The organism is Pseudomonas sp. FSL R10-2964 (assembly GCF_009600035.1).
GTDB lineage: Bacteria > Pseudomonadota > Gammaproteobacteria > Pseudomonadales > Pseudomonadaceae > Aquipseudomonas > Aquipseudomonas bubulae.
Genome location: NZ_WIWH01000004.1, coordinates 84,479 through 108,733 on the forward strand (window position 1 = coordinate 84,479; position 24,255 = coordinate 108,733).

Genomic DNA, 24,255 nt, shown 5'->3' on the forward strand with positions numbered 1-24,255 from the left:
GATCAGACCTCGGTGTCGGTCTGATCTTCCCATGGGCGCGGGAGCGGGGCTGCTACGTGGTTGCACCATTTGCGGATCGCATGGCGGGCGAGTGCTGGAAGGGAAAACATCGGGGCGTAGTCCCCGGCTTCGAGGTCGAGCCGGAGCTTGAGCAATTTCAGGTCGCGGACACAATCCTCGTCCAGGTGGATGCTCATTCCTGCTTTTCCAGCTGCTAACGGATTTTTAAGTTTTGGGCGTTTTGGGCGTGCGATCTTTTTCATGGTTCGTCCGAGTGTTTGGGTTCTCTAACCGATCTAATAAAGATCAGCTTTCTAAGAACCCTTACACTGGATGCGCGATGCTTCCTTGTCAGCGTAGTAGTTCGCCGTTATTGGACGGTTTCCGTCGCGAAGCGGCTGATATCAACGATTTTGTAGAACCTTCGGTTACCCCGCCGCACATAGGGGAGCGGGGGATTCCCGGCTGCAGCGAGACGACGAAAGTAGGACGGTGCATAGCCCAGCATTTCGGCGGTGGCGTTTTCCGGTACCAGGCCGCCCAGCAAAGGGACCACGTTCAGCCGCTGCAAGTGGATTAGGATTTCGTCGTCAATACTCATGGCGCCACCTCCGCATCTGGCCAGCGCCAGCGAACTTCGGCCAGCGCTTCGTTACGCGTAACGGGTACACCCACCATCGTGCAAATTGGTCGTTCACCCCGAATTACTCTCCAGTGACAGCGGCGCTCAATCCCGTCATTCGCGGCCAGCTCGGCCAGCAACTCAAGACGGTGAGCGCGGATGTACTTTTGCAGGTCATCTGTGACCAGCGACCTGGGTGACACCACCACCCGGTTTCCCTTCTGGCGTGCCGACAAGCCGTGTTGCGCTAAATAGTCGATGGCGGTGCTCATATCGCCACCTCATCCGCGCCCACCTCGGCTTCTTCATCGCCATGTATGGGCGACATTTTTTCCTTGTGAGGAAAGGCGGCGTATTCACCAGTCGCTTGCGGCAGTGACCAGGTGCTTACCATCTCTGCACCATATCCAGTCCTGGCAGTAGTGATCGACAGATTCTCCCGGGCCTTCCTGGTCTGCTTTGGTGTATACCCGTTGACGGCCATCAATCGCTGGGCCTCCCGTGACGGCAGCGGCCCGCTACTCAGGATTCGCCGCAAGCCCTCCGCTGGATTGTCGCTGTCATCCAGGCGTTCTTCGTCGCACGCTTCGACATCGCCGAGAATCTCGCGGGCACTCCCTTCGATAACATCCCCCCATTGCACGCGGGTGGTCTCGATTCCGTCCTCGATGTCACAAGGCTCGATGGTGTAAGAAACGCCGCCCTCATCGGTGCCGATGTTGGACTTCGCCCGCGCCAGCACGCGCATGTCGGATCTTTCCTGCTTGGCGGCCACGAGCACCGTCCTGGCCAGCGCCGAGAAGGCCTGTGAGCCGATCACTCGATCTGCCGGTGACGATCCCGCGCCGCCCTTGGCAAAGTGCGATATTCCCACCACGGCACAAAGATTCTGTTCGGCAAAGTCCACCACGCCTTGCAGGGCTCGGCGCACGTCATTGGCCTTGTGCATATCGCCCTTCACCGCGCTGACGATGGGGTCGAGCATCAGCAGCGACACACCGCCGATTTCGTTTACGGTGGCCCTCAACAAGGCAATGTCGTTGGCGGGGTCGAACGGGTCAGCGTCTCCCTGGGCATTAACACGGCACTTAATAAAGTGAACGCGACTCAGGTCAGCGCCAGCAGCGGTCAGGCGAGGCACCAACGTGTCGCCTAGGTCATCCTCACTCGACCAGATCAGGGCGTTACCGGGTTCACTGCAACGACTGCCGTCCGGCCAACGCCCGCCCGTGGTGATGGTTGCGATCAGGCTAAGCAGCAGCGTAGTTTTCCCAGTGCCGCCAGCGCCCGCCAAAATGTGCAACTTTCCTTTGGCCAGCCAACCAGGCCACAGCCAGCGAATGGCCACCGGCTTGATGCTCGCGGCACTCACGGCGTTTACCTTCCATACGGCGGGGCTGTCCGCCTTCGCCCACTGTTCCGCAAAACGATCTTGAGCGCTCATTTGACCCCCAGGCGTTGCTTGGCGAGGTTGAAGCGCTGTAGATCGTCGCCGGACAACTTGCCGGCATCGAGCAGCGACTTTCCGATTAGGTATACGGCGCGCTCATGCTTAATTGCGGCAGCACTGGGGCCGCGGCGTTCGCGCTTTTGACCTGGGAATAGATCGCGCAACTCCAGTCCGATAGCAGAAACAATGTCCTGGGCCGTACATCCGGCCCAGCACTTGAGTAAAACAGTGCCGTCTGATGTTTCAGTTATTGCCAAGCTTGGGGACTTATCGTCATGTGCAGGGCAGCACGCTTTCCACTTGTTAGCGCCAGCAGCTTTAACTTTGTCGAGGCAACTAAGCACATTATCCAGGCAAGCCGATCCCGCTAGCGCAACTTGGCGCTGATTTGAAAGTTTCATGGTTAGGCCCCTGGGGTCAGGTCGTTAAGCTTTTCAAGTCTTCCCAGGACCGCAACGACTGATGCTCTCGCACTTTCAAGTGCATGGGCCAACATAAAGGCGTTACTCCCCTCAATGGGTTTTTCCCCCATTGCTGCGTCCTCAAGTAGTCCTGTTACACCCAAAATCAGCTCTGAGGCACTATTAAGAGCATCTTGGGCGTCAACTTCTGGATTAACACTAAATAGGTCCTGTTTTTTGGAAAGCTGGCCTAATGAGGAAAAGTGAACAGTAGTTGTTGTCAGGCGTTTCATTGTGCGCCCCCGGCCAACATGGCTTCAAAGAAGCGGGCGCGAGCCATTTCGGCGTTGTAACGCTGGTGGCGGACTTTGAGGCTTGATTCACTCTTGAGCTGGGCGACAGCGCGGGCACGGTGACGCTCGATTTTGTTTTGGATTTCGGGCGGAGTGAGGCTAAAAAGAAGGTTAAGCATGGGTGACGCTCCTTGATTTGAGGAGCCGCCACCTATTGCCGCGAAGCAATGAAGGGTGGCGGCTGTGCGCGGGTTCGCGGACCGGGAATCAAGGAAACCGGCACACCCGAAGGTGTCCCACGCACAGCCACCATAAAGCGAAGATACAGGCACAAAAAAAGCGCCTGCAATCGTAATGTGGGCGCTGTGGCGCCTTGGATTCATCGGGCCGCGACGCCCGGTCGCTGAATTTGCAGCGACCGCAAAACGATAACCGTGATTCTTGTCACTGGCAACCGATTTCGGCAGTCGTGCCCTTGTGCCCTCAGTAGTGCCCACCCTTGGGCATGGGCACGACTGCATTAAAAGGGCACGACTGAAGCATTTAAAATTCGGACCGCTCACCGTTTCGCATCCCCAGGGTGGTCGACTTGGGCTTTGTCTCGGGCTGCAATCCTGGATTGCAGCCATGCTTCCACCTCAGCCACTACGTAATAAGCGGCAGCTTGGCGGGAGTCACCGTCTTTGATGGGTTTAGGGAACGAACGGTCTTTTATTCTGAGCTTGGCGAGGCCGGATCGGGTCACGTCCAGCCATTGGCAGAGGGCGGGCTGACGGATCAGCCCTTTACTTAGTGGGGGATTATTCGGATGCATATGGGCCTCTGTGTGGTTGAGGCTTACCACGTTATGCACCCGGTCTAGCGGAGTCATTGCAACTTGGACAGATTCGTTTGCATTGCAAAGAAATTCAGTTCGTAGCTTTTCGCTGACGCTTGTTACCGCCAGCACCTGGCACTGCTTTGTTGGCTTGACTCAACGCATCGTCAACATTGCGTTTTCCTGCACCTGGCCATTTAAATTCTGCGATTGCATCTGAAATAAGGTGCTGCTTTGGCAAATGAGGCTCTAGTAGCTGGTGAAGCGCTGCGACTATCAGGCGCCAATTAATCGGACCATCATCACCTGACATACGTAGATGCTCACTGGTTCTCGGCACCCAAAAATGCAGGCCCGGATCGAACGGGCTCTCCCAAACGAAAGGCCGATATTCATCAAACTCATCCGCGTCAACCATTCCATGGCTGTGCAATACTGCTGGCCACTCAGGGCATGACAGCGGGTCATTCATTATCGCGGCGACATTGCAAATTTCTGGTGGCGAATACATCCGAACATAGTGCTCATCCGAAACAACTTCTACACCTCCATCCGCACGACCAACGAATACGCGCCAACGGCCATTGGCTTCCGATACATAGCTTCCACCAAGTAATGGATACGGTAGCAACTGAAAACATGGCTCTAAATCACTATTGGTTAGTCCCCCAATTAGATCCATATCAATCGAAGTAGTTACCCCATCATCAATTCCTCTAAAGTGATTCCAAATTAGGGGCTGGAAGTACTCAATCGACACAAGCCCAAAATTTCCGGTCGGATATTTCTCCCTATCTTTCGGGGAGAATTTTATATAAGCAGGCACCACCCCTGTAAGCGCGTAATCGTGCATGTCCTGGGGGGTGGCTTTTTCATCTATCAAAGCTGAAAGAAGCTGTGCAGCCTCGTCCTCAGTGATATAGCGCTTGAGCTTTAGAGGCTTGATTGCCATGTGTTTCCCTATTGCTTTTTTATAGGAGGTGTTGGCGCCATAAGTTCGGCATCAAGCTCGCTTGAGAGTCACGACGTTACTGGCGGCGAGTATGTCCAGGTGATCGGCATACCACTGCATCATGGTCGTGCGCTGGGCCAGGTACTGGGCTTTGTTGTAGACACCGGCAATCCCGTCTTTGACGTGCGATAGCTGGGCCTCAATGTGGTTTTCGTCGAAGCCGTTTTCATTGAGGATGGTGCTGGCGATATGGCGGAATCCGTGGCCGGTCTGCCGACCTTCGTAGCCAAGGCGGCGCAGAGCCATCAGGAAAACGGTATTGGAGCGCGGCTTGGTGGTATCGCTACGACCAGGGAACAGCAGCAAATAAGCTCCAGTGAGGTCGTACAGATTGCGCAGCAGTTCGACGGCTTGGCGTGGCAAGGGAACCACGTGCTCACGACGGCGCTTCATTCGTTCGGCGGGAACAGTCCACAGGCCACCATCTAGATCGAACTCAGACCACCGGGCCTCTCGCAGCTCAGACGGTCGACAGGCGAGCATAGACAGTAGGTGCAGGCCGATACGAACGTCCATCGCGCTTGGGTAGGCTCTGATAGCTCGTAATAGAGGCGGCAATTCGTCGATTGAAACGTGGGCATAGTTCTCGGCTGGCTTGGTCAGCAGGAACTTGTGCAGTCCTTCCAGCGGATTGTGAGTGGCGCGGCCGGTGACGCGAGCCAGGTCGTAAATTTCCCGGCACATGCCACGTACTCGACTGGTCTGCTCGACGATCCCGGTTTGTTCCATACCGCGCAGGAATTCCATCCATTCCATTGGCAGAACACCCTGATAGGGCCGCTTGCCGAAGACCGGAAACACATGCAGTTCCAGGGCGCCGATGGTTCGGGTTGCAGTACCCGCACTCCAGCCTTTGCGCTTGTTGGCGTACCACTCGCGTGCCAGATGTTCGAAAGTGTTATTGGCGGCTTCGCGCTCCGCTGCCTTTTGGGCGCGCTGGGTGGCGAGCATGCTGCCATCTTTCGTTGTGCTGTCGCGTAGCTCTGCCGCCTTTTGACGCGCTTGTTCGCCGGTCAACTGGTGGCTGCCTTTGCCGTAGCCGCCCAAGCCTAGCCAGGACCATTTGCCATCGGCTTTTTTGTAACGCAGCTCCCAGGATTTCTGGCCGGTGGGCTTCACTCGCAGATAGAGCCCGGCGCCATCCAGTTCACGGTAGGTGCTGGCTTCAGGCTCAAGGCTGGCCAGCGTGGTGTCTGCCATCGGACGGCGCTTAATCTCCGAACGCTTCATGCGTGTATGCCCCAGTTTCAAATTTAAGGCGAGCATACAAGCAGGCATACACGGGGTGCAATGCTGTGTGGGTTCATTCGGGAATGTCCAGACACAAGAAAGCCCGCACGGGGCGGGCTTCTTGGGGTGTTTCCGAGTCATGTGGGAACATGTGGAAACTAGCATTTGGTGGAGCCGGGGGGATTTGAACCCCCGTCCGCCAGTACTCCGCTGTCGGTACTACATGCTTAGCCGTTTCTATTAAGTTAACCCTCAGCGACCCGAAGGGCAGGGTGCTTTGGGCGAGTTGTGTAAGTTTTAGCCGATTCGTCCACAACGTACTGCACGGCGATCCTGTTCTATATGACAATCACTTCAGGTTTACAGGCATCCCCTAGTGATTGCTGGACCCGAAGGTACCAGGAGGATGGCTAAGGCAGCTTACGCTGCGAGAGCTTGACCCTCGTAGGTTTCGTCATTGGCAACTATAAGTAGTTGCAACAGTGGATTTACGAGTTCTGTTACCAACTCGGCATGCACCTAGAGTTTCGCAACCGGCGTCGAATCCTAAACGGCCCCGATGCCTGCTGTGTATAACCAGCAAGCTAGCGGAGTCTACGCCTTTCTGACGCAGAAGGCCAACCCAAAGGGGTTACTCACCACCTTTGTTGTTGTTGGCAATGTCCTGGAGCACCTGGGTGGTCAGTGAAACGCAGGCCTGGGTGCCTTCTTTGGTGCCTTTGGATTGTTCTTCCTTGGCCTGGGCGACGGTGCTGTCGATGTTGTCTTGTAAGTCGGAGCTGATTTCGCCAGAGCTGGCTACGGCGTCGTTGATCTTTTGCAGGTTGATCTGGCAAAGGTCGTCTGCCGCAAACACCGGGGAGGCCAACATCACTGCGGATATAAACAGACCAGCAAGAGCGGTACGCTTCATGGGGAAAACTCCTTGTGCACAGGGTAGGCCCGGTGTTTCCAGGCTCGGTTTTATGCCCCAAACATTGGGGCCTTAAGCCAATTGACTATAGCCACGCTCGGGAGTTCTGCCTGGGTCAGGCCATTAATTTCTGGTTTTTTTTGTGCCCGAAAGTAGAGCGAATATTTGATTTGGTGGGAGCGGGCTTGCTCGCGATGGCATCGACGCGGTGTATGGGTCACACCGCAGCGATCCTGTCGCGAGCAAGCCCGCTCCCACATTTTCAGGCCTGGGCGCTGGTGACGCGGTCTACCAGGTACACCAGGCCGTGATAGTCGATCCCGCCATGCTGGCTCAAGCCAATTTCACAGGTTCGGCTGGTGGAGATCCCTTCGCTGCAATATTGCACCGCGTCTTTCAAGGTGCGCAGTGAGTGGGCGTTCAGCTCCGGGGTGGTAAAGCCTTTGTCACCGGCAAAGCCGCAGCAATGGATACCCTCGGGGATCACCACGTCGGTGCTGCACAGCCGCGCAATGTCGATCAGGGCCTGGCTTTCGCCCAGGTGCTGGGTGCTGCAGGTGACATGCACGGCAATCGGTGCGGTTTGCGGGGTAAAGGTCAACTTGTCCACAAGGTGGGTGCGGATAAAGCGTACCGGGTCGTACAGGTCGAGGCGACTTTCCCCCAGGTCCTGCACCAGGCGCAGGGTGCAGGGGCTGGTGTCGCAGTAGATCGGGTCAAGCCCGCCACGGCTGGCATGCAGCAGTGCGCCGATCAGTTCCTGGCGCTTGTGTTCGGCCTGTTCGTTGTAACCTTTCGACGCAAACGGCTGGCCGCAGCACAGGCTGTCCATATTGTCGGGGAACACCACCTGGTAACCGGCTTTTTCCAGCAGGCCGCGGGTTTTGTCCAGCAACGACATTTGTTCTTTGTCTCCTGCCGCCGGGCCCATGACCCGCGACACGCAAGCCGCCAGGTACACCACCCGCGGGCGGGCATCCTTGACCGGCGGGGTAAAACGAATCGCCCGCTCCGGCTGGGGCATGGCGTTGGTCCACAAGGGCACGCGGCCTTTACTCGCCTTGCTCAGGGCCGATGAGAGTTTTGCCAGTCGCGGCGCCCCCAGCAGCATGCGCGCACCATTGGCCACGTGCAGGGTAAAACGTGCCCCCTGCAGTGCTGTGGTGAAGTGACTGGCCAGCCAGTCAGCCGTTTTCACACTGTCAGCGCTGCGTGCCCGGAGTTTTTTCACCAGTTCGCCGGTATTGATGCCCACCGGGCAGCGTTGCGCGCACAAACCGGTAGCTGCGCAGGTATCAATGCCTTGATAGGTGTAGGCTTTTTCCAGCTCTGTGGTGTCGATGCCGGCGCGTTTCCTGGCCTGGATATCGCGCCAGATCACAATCCGCTGGCGTGGACTCAGGGTCAGTCCCTTGGACGGGCACACCGGTTCGCAAAAACCGCACTCGATGCACTTATCCACAATTTCGTCCGCCGCAGGCATTGGCTTGAGGTGCTTGAGGTGGATATGCGGGTCTTCGCTGAGCACCACGTCGGGGTTGAGAATGCCCTGCGGGTCGAGCAAACGCTTGAGCGTCCACATCAACTGGTAGGCGTCGCTGCCCCATTCCAGCTCGACAAAGGGCGCCATATTGCGCCCGGTGCCGTGTTCTGCCTTGAGCGAACCGCCAAACTCCACGGCCACCAGTTGCGCCACGTCATCCATAAAGGCCTGGTAGCGCGCCACTTCCTCGGGGTTGTTGAAACCCTGGGTAAAGACGAAGTGCAGGTTGCCCTCCAGCGCATGGCCAAACAGGATCGCTTCGTCGTAGTGGTGCTTGTCGAACAGCTCGATCAGGCGGTTGACGCCGATGGCCAGTTGTTCAACGGGGAAGGTCACGTCTTCGATGATCACCGTGGTGCCGGTTTTGCGCACCGCCCCGACGGCCGGGAAGGTGTCTTTGCGGATCGCCCACAGCTTGGCGTTTTCTTTAGGGTCTTCGGTGAAGTCGACCTGTTTTTCAACCGGGAAGTCGACCAGCGAGGCCATGATTTGCGCCAGTTGTTCGTGCAGCAAGGTCTGGGATGCTGCGCGGGACTCGATCAATAGCGCGCAGGCATTGGCCGACAATTGTTGTACGAAAGCCGGCATGCCGGGTTTGTCCTGCACCGAACGCAGGCTGCGACGGTCGAGCAGTTCCACGGCAGACACGGGCTGGCTTTTAAGCACGGTGACGGCGTTGCAGCAGGTCTCGACATCCGGGAACACGATCAGCGCCGAAGCCTTGTTCGGGTGGTCGATCACGGTGTCGTAGGTCACCGCGCTGATAAAGCCCAGGGTACCTTCGCTGCCCACCAGCAGGTGGCTGAGGATATCCAGCGGGTCGTCGAAATCCACCAGGGCATTAAGGGACAGGCCTGTGGTGTTTTTCAGACGGTATTTGTGGCGGATTTTTGCAGCCAGTTCAGCGTTGGCGCGGGTTTCGCGAGCCAACGTCCCCAACTGCTCGAGCAATGGCCCGTGGCTTTGGCGAAAGGCGGCGATGTTGGCGGCATCTTCGGTGTCGACCCGGGTACCGTCGGCCAGCACTACGCGCAGGCCCGCCAGGGTGTGGTAGGTGTTTTGCGCGGTGCCGCAACACATGCCGCTGGCATTATTGGCGACGATGCCGCCAATTTTGCAGGCGTTGATCGATGCCGGGTCTGGGCCGATCTTGCGTCCGAACGGGGCCAGCCAGGCGTTGGCCTGGGCGCCGATCACTCCCGGTTGCAGGCGGATTTGCCTGCCCTGGCCGCGGATTTCCTTGCCGTTCCAGTTGTCGCCGAGCACGATCAGCACCGAGTCGCTGATGGCCTGGCCAGAGAGGCTGGTGCCCGCTGCGCGAAAGGTCACCGATACCTGGTCGCGACGGGCCAGGCGCAGCAGCTCCACCACTTCATCTTCGGACTCGACGCGAATCACCAGCTTGGGGATCAGTCGGTAAAAGCTCGCATCGGTGCCGAACGCCAGGGTCGACAGCGCATCGGTAAAACGGCGGTCCTGGGGGATCAGTCGCTCGGCATCACGCACAAAGGCGGCGGGCAGGCTCATGCATCCTCCAGAATCAGCACGATCAGGTCTTTGGGGCCGTGGGCGCCGTAGGCCAGTACTTGCTCGATATCGGCGGTTTTCGACGGGCCGGACACCAGTAACGCATTGGTCGGCATGCCGGCGGTCCAGTTCATTTCACGCTGCACCTGATAAAAGTTGTCGCGGATTTCGCTGGCCTTAAGCAGGGCGAAATGCACCGGCGGCACCAGGCTCATCAGCCGTGGTTCTTCCGGGGTTGGCCACATGATCAGGCTGCCGGTGGCAGCAATTGCCCCCAAGGTGGTGGTGAGGCTGGCCGGTGTATCGTTGAACAGTTCGGCTTTCCACGCTTCTACCGGCCGGTCGTAGGCTTTAAGTGCTGGCAACCCGGGGTTTTGTGCCCAGTGTTCGCTGACCTTTTGCCCGTGCGCTGTAGTCGGTGCGATTAGCAGGCTTGGCAACTGACGGTCGGTGACCAATTGCGCGAGCAATGCAGGCCAGCCTTGCTCGGTACTGAGGTGGATTTCAGTGTGGACCGCTTCCATCAGCTTGCGCAGTTGCGGGATACGTTGCTCCGGGGTGTAGGTCCAGGGCTCTGTGACCAGCACTTCGTCAAAATTGTCAGGCACCGGTGTGGTGCCCGTCAGGCTTTTACGCAGTTTATTGAGGATGTTTTGCTTGGCGCTCATCGTGTTTCTCCCGACTTTTTCGCCAGATGCTCGCGGGCCATATCGTGCAGCGAACGGGCGGCGGGTTTGGGCGCGCTGTGGTTTTGCGTCCACGGGCCTACCTTGCTCGGCGTCAGGGCGCGCAGACGGGTAGCGGCTTTCAGGAAGGTGCGGTAAAGCGCGGGTGAGCTGTTGAGCTTGGCCCACATATTCCAGATCAGGCGCTCTTTACGCGAATACTTGCTGCCCTGACCACGCATGATGCGCGGTACGGTATCGGGGGCTTTGACGTTTTCTTCACGCAGGCGCCGCAGCAGGGCCGGGATCGGGATTTTTACCGGGCACACTTCGCCACAGGCACCGCACAGCGACGAGGCGCTCGGGTGATCCGGGACTTTGTTCAAGCCCACCATATGTGGCGTGATGATTGCACCAATCGGGCCGGGATACACCTCACCGTAGGCATGACCGCCAATGCGGGTGTAAACCGGGCAGTGATTCATGCAGGCACCGCAGCGAATGCAGTTGAGTGTCTGGCGCAATTCGCTGTCGGCAAACGCCTGGCTGCGACCGTTATCGAGCAGCACCAGGTGCACTTCTTCAGGGCCGTCCAGCTCGCCGGGTTTGCGTGGGCCGGAAATCATATTGACGTAGGTGGTGATGGGCTGGCCAAGGGCCGAGCGGGTCAGCAGGGACACCAGCGGTACAACGTCGCGCAGGTTCTCGACCACTTTCTCGATGCCGGTAACGGCAATATGCACCGGCGGCACCGTGGTGGACATGCGGCCGTTGCCTTCGTTTTCCACCAGCAGCAGGGTGCCGGTTTCAGCAACGGCAAAGTTGACGCCAGACACGCCGATGTCCGCTTCAAAGAATTTCTGGCGCAGTACGCGGCGGCCGATCTGGATCAGTTGATCCACGTCCTTGGTGTATTCCACGCCGAGTTTTTCGTGAAACAGGTCGGCCACTTGCCCGGCGTTCTTATGGATCGCGGGCATGATGATGTGGGAGGGTTTTTCGTTGTCGAGTTGAACAATATATTCGCCCATGTCGGACTCAAGGCATTCAATGCCCTGGGCGCCGAGTACATGGTTCATCTCCATCTCTTCGCTGACCATCGACTTGCCTTTGATCACCTGTTTGGCGGCGCGCCGGCGGGCGATGGACATGACGATTTGATTGGCTTCGTCGACGGTTTCAGCCCAATGAACCTGCACGCCATTACGGGTCAGGTTGGCTTCCAGTCGTTCCAGCAGGTCAGGCAACTTGGACAGGGCGCGGGCGCGGATGGCGTTACCCAGAGCGCGCAAGTGCTCGCGCTCATGGGCGTCGCTGAAGGCAACAGCGCGCTTGGTCATCAGAGAATCCATTGCACTGCGGAAGTTGTTTCGCAGTTGCTTGTCACCCAGGGCTTCGTGGGCGCGCTCGCGGAAGTCTTCTTCGACCGCGACGGTAGGGATCAGGGTGCTGGCGCTCATTGGCCACCTCCGGTGCGCTGCCACAGGAAACTGGCCAGATGCTGGCCGCGCAGTGATTCTTTCTGTTTTTCCAGCGAGCCGTTGATGTTCATCAGGCAGCCGCAATCGGCGGTGAGCACTTGATGGGCGCCGGTATCAATCAGGGAGCGGGTTTTGTCAGCGACCATGGCGCCGGAAATATCCGGCATGCGTACGCTGAAGGTCCCGCCAAAACCGCAGCATTCACTTTCGTGGCTGTGGTCGATGCGCTCCACATTGCCCAGTTGCGCGAGCATTTCGCGGCCGTGCAGGTGGGTGTTCATTTCGCGGCGGGCCGAGCAGGAGGTGTGCAGTGCGACCTTGACCGGGGCGCCGTGGTCCTTGAAGCGGACCTTGCACACAAACAGCAAAAATTCGGTGAGTTCAAAGGTGCGTTCAGCCAGGGCGTGAACCTTTTTCAGGGTGTCGGGCTCGTCCTTGAACAGGTCTTCATAGTGTTCGCGCAGCATGCCGGCGCAGGAGCCGGAAGGCACGACGACCGGGTAGTCTTCGGCGAACAGGGCCAGTTGCGCACGGGCCACTTCCCGGGCCTGCTCGGTGTAACCCGAGGTGTAGGCCGGTTGACCACAGCAGCTCTGGCCTTGGGGATAATCGACGTCGATACCTTCGCGCTCGATCAGGTGGATGGCATCCATCCCGGCTTCGGGGAAGAACAGATCGACCACGCAGGTGCCGAACAGGTAGACCTTGCGCGGTTTTTGCGCGGGGTATTGGCGGGGTACAGGCAAGGGCGGGGCGACACGGGTCGCATTCGGCACGGCGTTGTAAAAAAGCTCGCTCATCAGGCGTCTCCGGGTGGTCCCGGTTATGTGTCCACCGAGGTGGACCGGGTCGTGAATTACTGACGCCGGGGCTGTGCCCCGGCGACATTAACGTGCAGTAACCATAGCGCTTATCAGTGAACCAGCATGCCGGTGAACCAGTAGGCCTGGGCCAGGGTGATCAGGCCGACGATGGTGGCGAAAAACAGACTGTGCTTGAGGGTGAAGCGGAACAGGTCCGATTCTTTGCCCACCAGGCCGGTCGCCGCACAGGCGACAGCGATCGATTGCGGGGAAATCATCTTGCCGGTCACGCCGCCACTGGTATTGGCAGCCACCATCAGGGTGTCGCTCACGCCGATCTGGTGCGCGGTGGTGGCCTGCAACGAGCTGAACAGGGCGTTGGACGAGGTGTCGGAACCGGTCAGGAACACGCCCAGCCAACCGAGGAACGGCGAGAAGAACGGGAACGCGGCGCCAGTACCTGCCAGTACCAGGGCCATGGTCGAGGACATGCCCGAGTAGTTGGTGACAAAGGCAAAGGCCAGCACCATACCGATGGAAAGAATCGGCCAGCGCAGTTCGTAGAAGGTTTCTTTTAAAGTGGTCAGACCAGTCTTGATGTCGATCTTCAGGATCAGCATCGAGATCAGTGCCGAGAAGAAAATCGCCGTGCCGGTGGCCGAAATCGGATCAAGTTTGAACACGGCGGCAATCGCGGTCGGCGCGTTGACGATAGGGGCGGTCTTGATCACCAGTTGATCAAGGTGCGGGATCGCGAAGTTGAACACCCAGCCGTACATCGAGCCACCGGCAGAGAACATCGCCTTGAACGGTTTGAGGGTCCAGATGGTGACCAGCACGGTAAGGATCAGGAACGGTGACCAGGCTTTCAGAATCTGCATCAGGCTGTAAGGCGAAGCCATCAGATTGGTCGGTTTACCGAAACCACCTGCGCTCGCGGTAACAATTACGTCAGAGCTAACGCCAGCAATTCGTGCACCTGCGCTACGTTTTGGCTGCCAGACTTTCAGAAACAGGGTCAGGCTGACCAGGCTGGCCAAGGCCGAGGTGATGTCCGGCAGTTCCGGGCCAATGTAGTTGGAGGTGTAGTACTGGGTGATGGCGAAGCTCAAACCGGCCACCAGGGCTGCGGGCCAGGTTTCACGCACGCCGCGCAGGCCGTCCATCATGAATACCAGCCAGAACGGCACGAACAGCGACAGCAGTGGTAGCTGGCGACCGGCCATGGCGCCGATCTTGAACGCGTCGATTCCGGTGACCTGACCCGCCACGATGATCGGGATGCCCAGGGCGCCAAACGCGACCGGGGCCGTGTTGGCGATCAGGCACAGGCCAGCGGCGTACAGCGGGTTAAAACCCAGGCCTACAAGCAGTGCTGCTGTAATCGCTACCGGCGCACCGAAACCGGCTGCACCCTCAAGGAAAGCACCGAAGCAGAAGCCAATCAGCAGTACTTGCAGGCGCTGGTCGTCGGTGATCGACAGCACGGAGCTGCGGATGATTTCGAACTGGCCGCTTTTGACGGTCAGTTTGTAGAGGAACACCGCGGCAACGATGATCCAGGCAATTGGCCACAGGCCATAGGCAAATCCGTAGCCCGCTGCTGCGAAGGCCATATCGACAGGCATCTGGAAGGCAAAGATGGCCACCAGAATCGACAGGGCAAGGGTGATGCTGCCGGCGACGTGGCCTTTGAGACGGAACACGGCCAAGGCGAGGAAGAAGAATACGATCGGGACGACGGCCGCGAGAGCGGACAGGCCGAGGCTGCCGAGCGGGTTGTAGAGCTGTTGCCAGGTTTGCATATGGGGTGGCCCCTAATTGTTATTGGTCGATGCTGCAGACTGTGTTTGGTATATTGGTATTACCAATTTACAATCACTGTTGGCTAGGTTAAAAGCCTTATGAGGCATGTGTCAATTTGCCGCCTCACAAACTTTCGTCGGGGTGTTCGTTGTCCGGGCATCTGATGGGGTTTTTAGCGGTGTTTCTGATGGGTGTATGCGTGGCGCCAATCGGCGAGAATAGCGGCCCCCGGCGCGTGGTCGGGAGGGTGGAGAGCAGTTATGGGGTTTGATCAGATCCGGCAGCGCCGTTTGTCGGACGATATTGTCGAGCAGCTCGAGGGCATGATCCTCGAGGGCACGTTGAAGTCAGGTGAGCGCTTGCCTGCCGAACGTGCGCTGGCGGAGCAGTTTGGGGTGTCGCGCCCTTCGTTGCGGGAGGCGATCCAGAAATTGTCGGCCAAGGGGCTGCTGGTCAGTCGCCAGGGTGGCGGCAATTATGTGGCAACATCCCTGGGCTCGACCTTTAGTGATCCTTTGTTGCAACTGTTGGAAAGCAACCCTGAAGCGCAGCGCGATCTGCTTGAGTTTCGTCACACGCTTGAGGCTTCGTGCGCTTTTTACGCGGCATCGCGTGCCACCGAGATGGACCGTGAGCGGCTGCGGCTGGCTTTTGAACGGTTGCAGGACTGTTATGCACGGGTGGATGAAGTCAGTCGCGCAGAAGAGGGGGAGGCCGATGCCAACTTCCACCTGGCCATTGCCGAAGCGAGCCATAACGCGGTGTTGCTGCATACGATTCGCGGGTTATTCGACCTGCTCAAGCGCAACGTGGTGACCAATATTGGTGGCATGTACAAGCAGCGCAGTGAAACGCGCGACATGCTGATCAGTCAGCATCGCGAGTTATATCTGGCGATTATCGAGGGCAGGGCGGAAGACGCCCGGGAAGTGGCGAGCCGTCACCTGGTGTATGTGCAGGAAGTGCTGGAAGAAGTGCGTCAGGAAGTTCAGCGCATGGGGCGGGCCGAGCGGCGCAATGGCTTGTAATTGTTGATGCAAACCCTGTGGGAGCGGGCTTGCTCGCGATTCATGCAACTCGGTATTCAGGTATACCAAGTCGATTCCATCGCGAGCAAGCCCGCTCCCACAAGAGCTGAGGCAGCATCAAGACAGTTGCTCCCACGAGTACAAGGGCTGAAGAACTAGTCTTCCTTGCCCTTGTTGCGCACCGCACGTTGCAGCTCGCGATCGGAATCGCGCTCACGCTCGGTATGACGCTTGTCGTATTCCTTCTTGCCTTTACCCAGGGCAATTTCGCACTTGATCAAGTGCTTGCTCCAGTAAAGCGAGAGGCAGACGCAGGCGTAACCCTTCTGCTGCACCGAGGCAAACAGCTTTTCCAGCTCGCGCTGGTTAAGCAGCAGTTTGCGGCTGCGCGTTGGGTCGGCAATAACGTGCGTGCTGGCTGTCGTCAGAGGCGCGATATGGCTGCCGAGCAACCATGCTTCACCATCCTTGAGTAGCACGTAGCTGTCGACCAGCTGTGCCTTGCCTGCACGCAGACTTTTTACTTCCCAGCCGGCCAGGACCAGACCAGCCTCGAACCGATGTTCGATGAAGTAATCGTGTCGCGCTTTTTTATTCTGCGCGATGGTCCCTGTTGGGTGTTTCTTCTGTTTAGCCATAGGGGCAGCATTATAGGCAGTTGCGAGCGTGTCGGCTACGGGCACCTGCGTGCTTGAGCACGTAGGGTGATTCCCGGACAATGCGCCCTCTTTTTTTAGTGGTTGGGCGTAGTAACGATGTCGACAGACAAGGTTTCTGTCCACGGCAGTTGGGCAAGCCGTTGGGTCTTTATTTTCGCTGCGACCGGTTCTGCCGTGGGTTTGGGCAGTATCTGGAAATTCCCTTACATGGTTGGCGTCTATGGCGGCGGCGCGTTTGTGTTGGTGTTTTTGGCCTGTATCGCGCTGATCGGTGTGCCGGTGATGCTGGCTGAAACCCTGATCGGGCGGCGTGCCCGGCTGAGTCCGGCGAATGCCTTGAAGGTGTTGGCGGTCGAGGCGGGGCACTCGGGGCGTTGGTCGTGGGGGGCTTTTGCCGGGATGATCACGGCGCTGCTGATTTTGTCTTTTTATAGTGTGGTGGGCGGCTGGTCGCTGGATTACATCATCAATATGGGCAAGGGCGATTTTCAGGGGGCGACGGCCGATCAGGTCGGCCAGTACTTTGGTGATGTGATTTCCAATCCCTGGCGCCTCACTTTTTGGCATACCGGGTTTATGTTGCTGTCTGCGTATGTGATCGCCAAGGGGGTGGTGGCGGGGCTTGAGCGCAGTTTGCGGATCATGATGCCGCTGCTGTTTGTGCTGCTGCTGGTACTGCTGGGTTACAGCATGACCACCGGGCACTTTATGCAGGGCGTACATTTCATGTTCGACTTCAACCCCGATCGCGTACTCGACGGGTTGCTGGCCGCGATGGGCCATGCGTTCTTTTCCCTGAGCGTGGGTGTGGGGTCGATCATGATTTATGGCGCATACATGCCCAAGAATGCATCGATCTCGGGCACCGTAGTCGGGGTGGCGCTGATCGACACTTTTGTCTCATTGCTCGCTGGGCTGGCATTGTTTCCAATTGTATTTGCGTCGGGGCTCAACCCTGGCGAAGGCCCGGGCCTGATCTTCGTCACCTTGCCGTTTGCCTTCGGTAACGTGGCCTTTGGTCAGTTGATGGGCGTGGTGTTTTTTGTGCTGGTGGCAGTCGCTGCCTGGAGTTCGGCCATTTCGTTGCTTGAGCCAATGGTGGCGTACCTGGTGGAGCGCACCAGGGTGCGGCGCTTGTGGGTCACTTTCTGGCTGGCTTTCAGTTGCTGGTTTGTTGGCCTGGGCACGGTGTTTTCGTTCAATATCTGGAAACAGGCGAAGTTTTTCGTGAACGAAGATTCCGGTTTTCATCTCTATCAATGGGGCGCGGCCAGCGGTCTGGACTTCTTTGGTGTCGTCGATTTCTTCACCTCGCGTATCATGTTGCCCTTGGGCGGCCTGTGTTTTGTGGTCTTTGCAGGCTGGATCATGGGGCGCGGCGCGGTTCGTGACGAATTGTCGATGCGCAGCCCGGTGATGTTCGCCCTGACTCTTTTTTTGATGCGCTATGTGGCGCCACTCGGCATTCTGATTGTGTTTGCCGCCCAGCTGTGGAAGTAACGCTGACATGACTACCCATATCCAACGCTCTGCCTTGTTGCCCTATCCAGCCCAGGCGCTTTATGACCTGGTAAACGATGTGGCGAGCTACCCGCAGTTTTTGCCGTGGTGTTCGTCTGCCGAAATCCTGGAAAGCACTGAAGTGCTGATGCGCGCCAGCCTGGGAGTGGCCAAGGGTGGCCTGAGCCAGCACTTTGTCACCCGCAATACCCTGGTGCCCGGGCAGTCCATCGAGATGAACCTGGAAGAAGGTCCTTTTACCAAGCTGCACGGCCTGTGGGTGTTCAAACCTTTGGGTGACAAAGCGTGCAAAATCAGCCTGGACATGACCTTTGATTACGCCGGGGCCATCGTCAAGGCCACCCTGGGGCCTTTGTTCAATCAGGCGGCCAATACGCTGGTGGATGCTTTTTGCCAGCGCGCCAAGCAGTTGTATGGCTGAGCCGGTGATTGAAGTTGAGGTGGTTTATGCCGCGGTCGATCGCCAGTGCCTGCTGACCGTGGTTGTGCCGCAAGGCACCACGGTGCGGGCAGCGGTATTGGTGTCGGGCATGGGGCGCGAATTTCCCGAGGTTGACCTGGCTAATTGCCCGGTGGGGATTTTCGGCAAGCAGGTGGCTGATCCTGATACCCGGGTGCTGCAGGCAGGGGATCGTATCGAGATGTATCGAGCGCTGCTGGCCGACCCCAAAGAGATTCGCCGTCAACGTGCGGCCAAGGCTGCCGAGGCCAAGCGCCTCAGTCAGCCCTGACGGCTTTCTTGCAGGCAACAAAAAGCCCGGCATGCCGGGCTTTTTTGTACCGGGCGCTTATTGCTCGGTGGTATCCAGAGGTTCTGGCGTAGGAACCGGTACGGTTTCAACACCGTCTACGTCCTTCTGGATCTGATCAAGCAATGAACCAGGCTTGGCTGGAACTTCGCTCTTCTCGGCTGGAGCTTGAGCAGCCGGTTCGGTCACGTCTGTGCCGCCGGTTTTGCCGAGAATGGCTTCGTCGCGGCTGACGCCAGGCTTGAAGTCACCTGACAGGCTCACGAGCTGGTCGTTCTGGTTGAAGAACACACTGATGCGTTCCTGTTGGCGTTCTCCGCCGCCGGGCTGCAGGCTATACAGATAATCCCAGCGATCAGGGTGGAATGTATCGGTCAGCAGGGCATTACCCATGATAAACCGCACTTGCCGGCGGGTCATTCCCGGGCGTAACTGGTTTATCATGTCCTGCGTGACGACATTGCCCTGTTGGATGTCGATTTTGTAAACCCCGGGGAATGAACAACCGGCGAGTGCGAGCAGTCCCACAAAGGTGAAACTGGTTAGCAAGAGCTTGGTGTTTTGCATCGGTGGGCGACTTCCACTATCTTGGCTGGGACAACGTAAACGCCGATCATACCCGTATTAAGAGAAGCTGCGAAGCGGCTTCCGCGAGAAAGCTAACCATGGTTGAAAATAGCGAACTACGTAAGGCCGGACTTAAGGTGACTCTGCCACGAGTCAAAATTCTACAGATGCTTGACTCTGCAGAGCAGCGTCACATGAGCGCCGAGGATGTTTACAAGGCACTTATGCAAGCAGGCGAGGACGTAGGTCTGGCCACGGTTTACCGTGTTCTGACCCAGTTTGAGTCAGCTGGGCTGGTGATTCGCCATAATTTTGATGGCGGTCATGCTGTCTTTGAATTGGCTGATGCTGACGGCGGCCACCACGACCATATGGTCAACGTGGACAGCGGTGAAGTGATCGAGTTTTTCGACGAAGACATCGAAAAACTGCAGCACGCCATTGCAGCCAAGCACGGTGTTGAGTTGGTGGATCACAACTTGGTGCTGTACGTGCGCAAGAAGGCCAAGTAAGAGCATGTCACGCGAATTACGGTTCGCGAAACGATCGAAGGCGGCCCAAGGGCCGCCTTCGTGCTTTCTGATATCGGTTATTTCATGACCGTTCGTCGTTAAGCTGCAAGATTTTTTGCAGTGATCACCATCTTTTTGGCGTGGGCCAGGGATTCCTTGGTCAGGTCGATACCGCCAAGCATGCGGGCGACTTCTTCTACGCGCTCTTTTTTGCTCAGTTTAGCCACGGCCGTGCGGGTGGTATCGCTCTCGCGAACCTTATGGACAAACAGATGTTGATGGCATTGCGCTGCCACTTGCGGCAAGTGAGTGACCGTCAGCACCTGGCCGCGTTCGCCCAGGCGGCGCAGCAGTTGCCCGACGATCTCGGCAGTGGGGCCGCCAATGCCCACGTCCACTTCGTCGAACACCAGGGTCGGTACGCGGGAGGTTTGTGCGGTGATGACCTGAATGGCCAGGCTGATACGCGACAGTTCGCCGCCCGAGGCCACTTTGGCCAGGGCTTTGAGCGGTTGGCCGGGGTTGGCGCTCACCAGCAGTTCAACGTGTTCGAGGCCGAAGGGCACCGGGTCGCTGCTGGCTTGCGGGCGCAGTTCGATCACAAAGCGCCCGCCAGGCATGCCCAGGCGCTGGATCTCTTCTTCGACGGCACTGCTCAGGCGTGTCGCGGCCAGGTTGCGCAGGTTGCTGAGTTCGCGGGCACACTCTTGATAGTGGCGGGCATAGGAGGTCAGCTCATTGGCCAGACGCTCGATATTTTCATCATTGGCGTTGAGTGTTTCGAGCTCATCCAGCAGTTTTTGCTGCAAGGCGGCCACTTCGGTGGGTTGAACCCGATGTTTGCGTGCCAGGGTATAAATGGTGTCGAGGCGCTCCTCGAGATACTGCAGGCGGCCCGGGTCGGCGTCGAAGTGGTCAATAAAGCGGTTGAGCTCGCCGACGGCCTCTTCGACCTGGATCTGTGCGCTGGCCAGCAGGTCGGTGGCTTCGCCCAGTGAGCCGGAGTTGCTGTTGATGCTCGAAAGCCGGTTGAGGCTGGCCGTCAACGCATTGAGCACGTTGCCGGAATCGCTTTCGCTGCATTGCTCGACTACCTGGCGGCAGATGGTCAGCAGGGTTTCGGCGTTGGTCAGGTTTTTATGTTCCTGCTCCAGCTCTTCCAGTTCGTTTTCTCCCAGCGAGAGTGTCTCCAGCTCTTCAAGCTGATAGCTGAGCAACTGATGGCGCGCGCGCTGTTCGTCGCCGGAGTTGGACAGGTGTTCAAGCTCTTGTTTGGTCTGGCGCCAGCGTTGTGCCGCCAGTTGGACCTGGCGGGCCAGGTCGGTGGCACCGGCGAACTCGTCGAGCAGGCGACGATGGGTATCGGGCTTGAGCAGCGACTGGTGTTCGTGCTGGCTGTGGATATCGATCAGCAGCTCGCCCAGGACCTTGAGGTCGCCCTGGGGGCAGGGCGTGCCGTTGATATAGCTGCGCGAGCGGCCTTCGGCGGTGATGACCCGGCGCAGGATGCACGGGCCGTCGCCTTCAAGGTCGCGCTCGGCCAGCCAGGCACGGGCTTCGGGGATATCCTGCAGGTCGAACGTGGCCAGGATATCGGCCTTGTCGGCCCCGGGGCGCACGACGCCGCTGTCGGCGCGGTCGCCAAGGGTGAGGCCCAATGCATCGAGCATGATCGATTTGCCGGCACCGGTCTCGCCAGTGATTACACTCATCCCGCGATCCAGTTCCAGATCGAGATGTTCAACGATGGCGTAGTTGTGTACGGACAGGTGCACCAGCATGGGAGCTGCTCCAAAACGTAATGTCTGGTTATTTATACAGTGTTTTGTTTCGTGCTGACAATGGCTGTGTTTAGTTCGATTTGCTTGTTTTATTCGGGTTCTTAGCTCGTTTGGTTTTTTCGGTAGTGGGAGGGTGGTGCGCCAAACATGCCTTTTATGGGTTTTTGGCTCTTGAACCTGAGAATTGCGACCCCATATACCTTGGCACAAGCGCGAGTCGAGCTCGCGGACGAAGTTTGAAAGGAGAAATCTATGGCAGACGAACAGACTATGGATACGCAGAACCAGGAAGCCGAAGTAGCTGGCGAAGATCTGGCAACCCGCGTGCAGGTGCTTGAAGAGCAGCTGGCAGCCGCTAACGATCAGGCTCTGCGCGTAGCTGCCGATCTGCAGAACGTTCGCCGCCGCGCCGAGCAGGACGTTGAGAAGGCTCACAAGTTTGCACTGGAAAAATTCGCTGGCGACCTGTTGCCGGTGATCGACAGCCTGGAGCGCGGTCTTGAGCTGTCCAGCCCGGACGATGAAAACATCCGTCCGATGCGTGAAGGGATCGAGCTGACCCTGAAAATGTTCCAGGACACCCTGAAGCGCTATCAGCTGGAAGCCATCGACCCGCACGGCGAACCCTTCAATGCCGAGCATCACCAGGCGATGGCAATGCAGGAAAGCGCAGACCTGGAGCCAAACAGTGTGCTCAAGGTGTTTCAAAAAGGTTATCAGCTCAATGGTCGCTTGCTGCGCCCGGCTATGGTCGTAGTCAGCAAGGCGCCAGCGCCGGTTTCGCCATCGATTGACGAGCAGGCTTGAAATCGGCCACAAGGCCCCCATTTAGAAGTCAAGCGTTAAGCAGTGCCGCAGTTGGTCATTACTGCTGCGGCAACAAAATTCAAATTTAGGGAGAGTAAACATGGGCAGAATTATCGGTATTGACCTCGGGACCACCAACTCGTGTGTGTCGGTTCTGGAAAACGGTAAAGCAAAAGTTATCGAAAACGCAGAAGGCGCGCGTACTACGCCGTCGATCGTTGCGTACGCCAATGATGGCGAAATTCTGGTTGGCCAGTCGGCCAAGCGTCAGGCAGTGACCAATCCGCATAACACCCTGTACGCGGTGAAGCGTCTGATCGGTCGTCGTTTTGACGAAGAAGTTGTACAGAAAGACATTCAGATGGTTCCGTACAAGATCGCCAAGGCTGACAACGGCGACGCCTGGGTTGAAGTGAACGGCCAGAAAATGGCTCCGCCACAAATCTCGGCTGAAATTCTGAAGAAAATGAAGAAAACCGCCGAAGACTACCTCGGCGAGCCAGTGACTGAAGCGGTAATCACCGTTCCGGCCTACTTCAACGACAGCCAGCGTCAGGCGACCAAAGACGCCGGCCGTATCGCGGGTCTGGACGTAAAACGCATCATCAACGAACCAACCGCAGCTGCTCTGGCTTACGGTATGGATAAAGCGAAAGGCGACCACACTGTCATCGTTTATGACCTGGGTGGCGGTACTTTCGACGTGTCGGTCATTGAAATTGCCGAAGTGGATGGCGAGCACCAGTTTGAAGTGCTGGCAACCAACGGTGACACGTTCCTGGGTGGTGAAGACTTTGACATCCGTCTGATCGACTACCTGGTTGACGAGTTCAAGAAAGAAAGCGGCATGAACCTTAAAGGTGACCCGCTGGCGATGCAGCGTCTGAAAGAAGCTGCGGAAAAAGCCAAGATCGAACTGTCTTCGAGCCAGTCGACTGACGTGAATCTGCCTTACATCACTGCAGATGCCACCGGTCCTAAGCACTTGAACGTGAAAATTTCGCGCGCCAAGCTGGAATCGCTGGTTGAAGACCTGGTTCAACGCACCATCGAGCCTTGCCGCATCGCGCTGAAAGACGCCGGTATCGACGTTGGCGCAATCAACGACGTGATCCTGGTCGGTGGCCAGACTCGTATGCCGCTGGTACAGAAGCTGGTAACCGAGTTCTTCGGCAAGGAAGCACGTAAAGACGTGAACCCGGACGAAGCTGTTGCAATGGGTGCTGCTATCCAGGGCGCGGTATTGGCCGGTGATGTTAAAGACGTTCTGTTGCTGGACGTGAGCCCGCTGACTCTGGGTATCGAAACCATGGGTGGCGTAATGACTGCCCTGATCGAGAAAAACACCACGATTCCTACCAAGAAATCGCAAGTGTTCTCGACTGCAGACGATAACCAGGGCGCTGTGACCATTCACGTGCTGCAAGGCGAGCGTAAGCAAGCTGCACAGAACAAGTCGTTGGGCAAGTTCGACCTGGCTGACATTCCACCTGCTCCACGTGGCGTGCCTCAGATCGAAGTGACCTTCGACATCGATGCCAACGGCATCCTGCACGTAAGTGCAAAAGACAAGGCGACTGGCAAGTCTCAGTCGATCGTGATCAAGGCTAACTCGGGTCTGTCCGAGGAAGAAATCGCTCAGATGGTTCGCGATGCCGAGATCAACGCTGAGGAAGACCGCAAGTTCGAAGAGCTGGCAGCTGCACGTAACCAGGGCGATGCACTGGTTCACTCGACTCGCAAAATGATCGTCGATGCTGGCGATAAAGTGACCGAGGAAGAGAAAGCTGCAATCGAAGCTGCTGTAGTTGCACTTGAAACCGCTGTTAAAGGCGACGACAAGGCGGCTATCGAAGCCAAGGTTGAAGAGCTGTCCAAGGTATCGGCTCCGGTTGCACAGAAAATGTACGCCGAGCAGGCGAACCCGGCAGACGCAGCGGCCAAGCCAGCTGATTCGGCTGAAAAAGCGGACGACGTTGTCGACGCTGAGTTCGAAGAAGTAAAAGACAACAAGTAATCAGCTTGTTTGTCGCCCGGTTGACCGCGCTTGCGCGGTGACTGGTAGGAT

General features: G+C 57.8%; 26 protein-coding genes and 1 other RNA gene. 7 read left to right on the plus strand and 20 right to left on the minus strand.

The window, feature by feature from the left end:
• Positions 1–2: 2 nt before the first annotated feature.
• The 17 genes from GHN92_RS03465 to GHN92_RS03545 all read right to left on the minus strand — a co-directional run bounded on the left by GHN92_RS03465 (position 3) and on the right by GHN92_RS03545 (position 14,562).
• Positions 3–263: a hypothetical protein gene (locus tag GHN92_RS03465; protein WP_256666394.1), complete on the minus strand. Its 261-nt coding sequence runs from the start codon at positions 261–263 to the stop codon at positions 3–5.
• Positions 264–370: 107 nt separating this feature from the next.
• Positions 371–601 carry a DNA-binding protein gene (locus tag GHN92_RS03470; RefSeq protein ID WP_153379379.1) on the minus strand — a complete coding sequence of 77 codons (231 nt, stop codon included), beginning with the start codon at positions 599–601 and terminating at the stop codon, positions 371–373.
• Positions 598–894 carry a hypothetical protein gene (locus tag GHN92_RS03475; RefSeq protein ID WP_153379381.1) on the minus strand — a complete coding sequence of 99 codons (297 nt, stop codon included), beginning with the start codon at positions 892–894 and terminating at the stop codon, positions 598–600. The genes GHN92_RS03470 and GHN92_RS03475 overlap by 4 nt, the downstream gene beginning before the upstream one ends.
• Positions 891–2,066: an AAA family ATPase gene (locus GHN92_RS03480; RefSeq protein ID WP_153379383.1), complete on the minus strand. Its 1,176-nt coding sequence runs from the start codon at positions 2,064–2,066 to the stop codon at positions 891–893. Before GHN92_RS03480 ends, GHN92_RS03475 begins: the two co-directional genes overlap by 4 nt.
• Positions 2,063–2,473, minus strand: coding sequence for a virulence-associated protein E (locus GHN92_RS03485; protein ID WP_153379384.1), 411 nt, complete (start codon positions 2,471–2,473; stop codon positions 2,063–2,065). The genes GHN92_RS03480 and GHN92_RS03485 overlap by 4 nt, the downstream gene beginning before the upstream one ends.
• Before the next feature lie 2 nt (positions 2,474–2,475).
• A complete protein-coding gene (locus GHN92_RS03490; protein WP_153379386.1) occupies positions 2,476–2,766 on the minus strand; it encodes a DUF3077 domain-containing protein in 291 nt (96 codons plus the stop codon).
• Positions 2,763–2,945: a hypothetical protein gene (locus GHN92_RS03495; RefSeq protein ID WP_153379388.1), complete on the minus strand. Its 183-nt coding sequence runs from the start codon at positions 2,943–2,945 to the stop codon at positions 2,763–2,765. The genes GHN92_RS03490 and GHN92_RS03495 overlap by 4 nt, the downstream gene beginning before the upstream one ends.
• Before the next feature lie 380 nt (positions 2,946–3,325).
• On the minus strand, positions 3,326–3,580 hold the full coding sequence (locus GHN92_RS24110) for an AlpA family transcriptional regulator (protein ID WP_256666395.1): 255 nt from the start codon (positions 3,578–3,580) through the stop codon (positions 3,326–3,328).
• A gap of 94 nt (positions 3,581–3,674) precedes the next feature.
• Positions 3,675–4,535, minus strand: coding sequence for a hypothetical protein (locus tag GHN92_RS03505; RefSeq protein WP_153379392.1), 861 nt, complete (start codon positions 4,533–4,535; stop codon positions 3,675–3,677).
• A gap of 51 nt (positions 4,536–4,586) precedes the next feature.
• Positions 4,587–5,825, minus strand: coding sequence for a tyrosine-type recombinase/integrase (locus GHN92_RS03510; protein WP_153379394.1), 1,239 nt, complete (start codon positions 5,823–5,825; stop codon positions 4,587–4,589).
• 166 nt (positions 5,826–5,991) lie between these two features.
• Positions 5,992–6,383, minus strand: a transfer-messenger RNA (tmRNA) gene (gene ssrA / locus GHN92_RS03515).
• Between the two features lie 73 nt (positions 6,384–6,456).
• Positions 6,457–6,738 (minus strand): hypothetical protein, encoded by a 282-nt coding sequence (locus GHN92_RS03520; protein WP_095002535.1) that lies wholly within the window; start codon positions 6,736–6,738, stop codon positions 6,457–6,459.
• A 262-nt stretch (positions 6,739–7,000) separates the two neighbouring features.
• Positions 7,001–9,808 carry an FAD-binding and (Fe-S)-binding domain-containing protein gene (locus GHN92_RS03525; RefSeq protein ID WP_133144021.1) on the minus strand — a complete coding sequence of 936 codons (2,808 nt, stop codon included), beginning with the start codon at positions 9,806–9,808 and terminating at the stop codon, positions 7,001–7,003.
• Entirely contained in the window at positions 9,805–10,476 is a 672-nt protein-coding gene (locus GHN92_RS03530; RefSeq protein ID WP_095002537.1) for an LUD domain-containing protein, read from the minus strand. Before GHN92_RS03530 ends, GHN92_RS03525 begins: the two co-directional genes overlap by 4 nt.
• A complete protein-coding gene (locus tag GHN92_RS03535; RefSeq protein ID WP_095002538.1) occupies positions 10,473–11,933 on the minus strand; it encodes a LutB/LldF family L-lactate oxidation iron-sulfur protein in 1,461 nt (486 codons plus the stop codon). The genes GHN92_RS03530 and GHN92_RS03535 overlap by 4 nt, the downstream gene beginning before the upstream one ends.
• Positions 11,930–12,754, minus strand: coding sequence for a (Fe-S)-binding protein (locus GHN92_RS03540; protein WP_095020678.1), 825 nt, complete (start codon positions 12,752–12,754; stop codon positions 11,930–11,932). Before GHN92_RS03540 ends, GHN92_RS03535 begins: the two co-directional genes overlap by 4 nt.
• Positions 12,755–12,867: 113 nt before the next feature.
• A complete protein-coding gene (locus GHN92_RS03545; protein WP_133144022.1) occupies positions 12,868–14,562 on the minus strand; it encodes a lactate permease LctP family transporter in 1,695 nt (564 codons plus the stop codon).
• A 261-nt stretch (positions 14,563–14,823) separates the two neighbouring features.
• On the opposite strand from GHN92_RS03545, the gene GHN92_RS03550 reads away from it, so the two are divergent.
• On the plus strand, positions 14,824–15,591 hold the full coding sequence (locus GHN92_RS03550; protein ID WP_153379396.1) for a GntR family transcriptional regulator: 768 nt from the start codon (positions 14,824–14,826) through the stop codon (positions 15,589–15,591).
• Between the two features lie 155 nt (positions 15,592–15,746).
• Here GHN92_RS03550 and smpB read toward each other — a convergent pair whose 3' ends face one another.
• Positions 15,747–16,229 carry an SsrA-binding protein SmpB gene (gene smpB, locus GHN92_RS03555; protein ID WP_048383611.1) on the minus strand — a complete coding sequence of 161 codons (483 nt, stop codon included), beginning with the start codon at positions 16,227–16,229 and terminating at the stop codon, positions 15,747–15,749.
• 117 nt (positions 16,230–16,346) lie between these two features.
• On the opposite strand from smpB, the gene GHN92_RS03560 reads away from it, so the two are divergent.
• The 3 genes from GHN92_RS03560 to GHN92_RS03570 are packed head-to-tail and all read left to right on the plus strand — an operon-like array spanning position 16,347 to position 18,502.
• A complete protein-coding gene (locus GHN92_RS03560; RefSeq protein WP_133144024.1) occupies positions 16,347–17,750 on the plus strand; it encodes a sodium-dependent transporter in 1,404 nt (467 codons plus the stop codon).
• A gap of 7 nt (positions 17,751–17,757) precedes the next feature.
• Complete coding sequence (locus GHN92_RS03565; RefSeq protein ID WP_095002542.1) at positions 17,758–18,192, plus strand: type II toxin-antitoxin system RatA family toxin; 435 nt, start codon at positions 17,758–17,760, stop codon at positions 18,190–18,192.
• Positions 18,185–18,502, plus strand: coding sequence for an RnfH family protein (locus GHN92_RS03570; RefSeq protein ID WP_153379398.1), 318 nt, complete (start codon positions 18,185–18,187; stop codon positions 18,500–18,502). The genes GHN92_RS03565 and GHN92_RS03570 overlap by 8 nt, the downstream gene beginning before the upstream one ends.
• A 57-nt stretch (positions 18,503–18,559) precedes the next feature.
• On the opposite strand, the gene GHN92_RS03575 is transcribed toward GHN92_RS03570, so the two are convergent.
• Complete coding sequence (locus GHN92_RS03575; RefSeq protein ID WP_095020681.1) at positions 18,560–19,087, minus strand: outer membrane protein assembly factor BamE; 528 nt, start codon at positions 19,085–19,087, stop codon at positions 18,560–18,562.
• Positions 19,088–19,185: 98 nt separating this feature from the next.
• On the opposite strand from GHN92_RS03575, the gene fur reads away from it, so the two are divergent.
• Positions 19,186–19,599, plus strand: a complete 414-nt coding sequence (gene fur / locus GHN92_RS03580; RefSeq protein WP_029611724.1) for a ferric iron uptake transcriptional regulator — start codon at positions 19,186–19,188, stop codon at positions 19,597–19,599.
• 98 nt (positions 19,600–19,697) lie between these two features.
• Here fur and recN read toward each other — a convergent pair whose 3' ends face one another.
• Positions 19,698–21,380, minus strand: a complete 1,683-nt coding sequence (recN, locus tag GHN92_RS03585) for a DNA repair protein RecN (RefSeq protein ID WP_153379400.1) — start codon at positions 21,378–21,380, stop codon at positions 19,698–19,700.
• A 252-nt stretch (positions 21,381–21,632) separates the two neighbouring features.
• Between recN and grpE the strand changes: the two genes are divergently transcribed.
• The gene (gene grpE / locus GHN92_RS03590; RefSeq protein ID WP_095002545.1) at positions 21,633–22,187 is read left to right on the plus strand and encodes a nucleotide exchange factor GrpE; all 555 of its coding nucleotides are present in this window, start codon (positions 21,633–21,635) and stop codon (positions 22,185–22,187) included.
• A gap of 100 nt (positions 22,188–22,287) precedes the next feature.
• Positions 22,288–24,204, plus strand: a complete 1,917-nt coding sequence (dnaK, locus tag GHN92_RS03595; RefSeq protein WP_095002546.1) for a molecular chaperone DnaK — start codon at positions 22,288–22,290, stop codon at positions 24,202–24,204.
• Positions 24,205–24,255: the final 51 nt, after the last annotated feature.